Here is a 2,336-nt window from a genome sequence, read left to right on the forward strand (position 1 = left end):
CCGTCCCGGCCACCGGCCCCAGTGACACGAAGACGAAGGACATCGTCCACACCACCCGCAAGGCGGTGCCCTGAGAGCGACCGGCAGGGCACCGCGCAATACACTGCCCGCAACGATCATCAGCCCGGCCGGCCGAGGGGTACCGTCATGACCAACAATTCGTCCAGCACAGACCACCGGCAACCGGCCGGTATCGACCCCACCGTGCCGCACTCGGCCAGGGTCTGGAACTACTGGCTTGGCGGCAAGGACCACTTCGCGGCGGACCGCGAGGTCGGTGACCGGATGCTCGCTCTCATGCCCGACCTGGTCGACTCCGCTCGCGCAGACCGGGCCTTTCTGGGTCGTGCCATCCGCTACCTCGCCGGTGAGGCAGAGGTTCGTCAGTTCCTCGATATCGGCACCGGGCTCCCCACCGCCGACAACACCCACGAAGTCGCCCAGACGATCGCACCGGAATGCCGCGTCGTCTACGTCGACAACGACCCCATCGTCCTGGTGCACGCCCGCGCACTGCTCACCAGCGTCCCGCAGGGCGTCACCGACTACCTCGACGCAGACGTGCGCGACCCCGACCTGATCCTGCAGGCTGCCGGCCGGACGCTGAACTTCGATCAACCGATCGCGCTCATGCTGGTGGGAATCCTGTGCTTCGTCACGGACGACGAGGCACATGCAATCGTGAATCGACTTCTCGACGTCGTACCGTCGGGCAGTTACCTGACGATCGCCCACCCCACCTCAGAAGTGCACGGCGAGGTGATGGAGAACGCCGTACGGGACTGGAACGAAGACGGCCCCTACCAGCTCATCCTCCGCAACAGCGATGAGATCGCCCGCTTCTTCGACCGCATCGAGCTGCTGGAACCCGGCGTGGTTTCGTGTTCGCAGTGGCGCCCCGAGCCCGGCGATCCCCATGCCGACATCAAGGTGGCCCAATTCTGTGCCGTCGGCCGGAAGCCCTGACGCAGTGCCTGCACACGTCCGCTCGGTTTTGTCACCGGATGCCGTAGGCATCGTGCGGACGCCTGATCTTGCCTAGGCGATGCAGATACAGCATGACCTGCCCGAAGGATCCCAGCACACCGACTTCAGTGTAAGGAATGTCTTTCGACCTACAAAAATCCTGAACTAGCGGACGCACAAGGCGAAAGTTGGAGCGGGGCATCCGAGGAAAAAGGTGGTGCTCGATCTGGTAGTTCAATCCCCCCGTCGCCAGCGATACCAAACGCCCTCCGCGAATGTTTCGCGAGCAGACTACCTGACGGCGAACAAAATCCATGTCGTCGTTGTCGTACGTTGGCATCCCCTTGTGATTAATTGCGAATACGCAGCCGAGATAGATGCCGAAGAGGCCCTGCTGCACAGCAAAAAATACCAGCACTTTCCACGGCGACAGCACGACGATGAGCATGCCACTGTACGCGAGAAAGTGCATGAACAGCAGAACCGCTTCAGACGTCCGCCCCCTGGGCTTGAAGCCGGGTATGGCGAGCGCGCTCTTTATGTGCATCGATACGGCCTGAAATGACAACAGCGGCAGGAATGCGAAGGCTTGGACGCGCCGCGGCAGATACCGAACAGTGTCGTGCGAACCGGCCTGACTCCGGGTCATCAGCATGAACTTGTTGGTGAGGTCGGGGTCCCGCTGCTCATGGTTCGGGTAGGCATGGTGCCGAAAATGGTTCGGCGCCCACCATCCATAACAGATTCCGATGGCCAGGTTGGCGTGCACGATGCCGATTCGCCGATTCGCCGATCGGCTCACGAGTATCTGGCTGTGGCTTGCATCGTGCGCAAGGAATGCGGTCTGAGTGAATGAGATCGCAAGGATCACCGCGGTTACGATCTGCCACCAAGAATCGCCGAGCAGGACGAAAGCGCCCCAGGTGAGCAGGTAAAGCGCGGCGTTTGCCGCGATCAAGGTTCCATACGCTCCGTAACGCGGCTTCAGCAGACCCGCCGCTCTCACTTTTTCGAGCAACTCGATATAGTCGCTTTGAATTTCCCGTTCTGGTCGACGAGCGATGGCGGATTCCGCAAGACCTGTCTGACCTGAATTACGCAAGAAACGTCGACCTCCCGCCGGAGAATACTCCATAGAGTGACACACGAGAAGCCTCGTGTTTTGAAACGCTCGTACGTCCTGATACCGTCTCGCGCAAACGGGCGCTTCAACTTTCGGTCTCGACGTCGCCGTGCTGGATGAGGGCCGGTGGAGAGCTGCATGTGCGAGCCTACAGTAACGGTTCTAGCACCCGCCGGTTGACGACGGGCAGACCTGGGGTGTGCTTCAGGAGTCCGTTCGGGAAGCCATTCGTTGATCGATGCGATGG

The 2,336-nt window shown here is 61.2% G+C and carries 2 protein-coding genes; one reads left to right on the forward strand and one right to left on the reverse strand.

Going from position 1 to position 2,336, the window contains the following annotated elements; all coding sequences use genetic code 11:
* The first annotated feature begins 147 nt into the window (after nt 1–147).
* Nucleotides 148–966: an SAM-dependent methyltransferase gene (locus U9980_RS20330; RefSeq protein WP_322769374.1), complete on the forward strand. Its 819-nt coding sequence runs from the start codon at nt 148–150 to the stop codon at nt 964–966.
* Between the two features lie 31 nt (nt 967–997).
* Here the strand turns inward: U9980_RS20330 and U9980_RS20335 are convergent, their stop codons facing one another.
* Nucleotides 998–2,101: an acyl-CoA desaturase gene (locus tag U9980_RS20335; protein ID WP_322769375.1), complete on the reverse strand. Its 1,104-nt coding sequence runs from the start codon at nt 2,099–2,101 to the stop codon at nt 998–1,000.
* Nucleotides 2,102–2,336 lie beyond the last annotated feature (235 nt).

Source organism: Protofrankia sp. Cr1 (assembly GCF_963555865.1).
Lineage (GTDB): Bacteria > Actinomycetota > Actinomycetes > Frankiales > Frankiaceae > Protofrankia.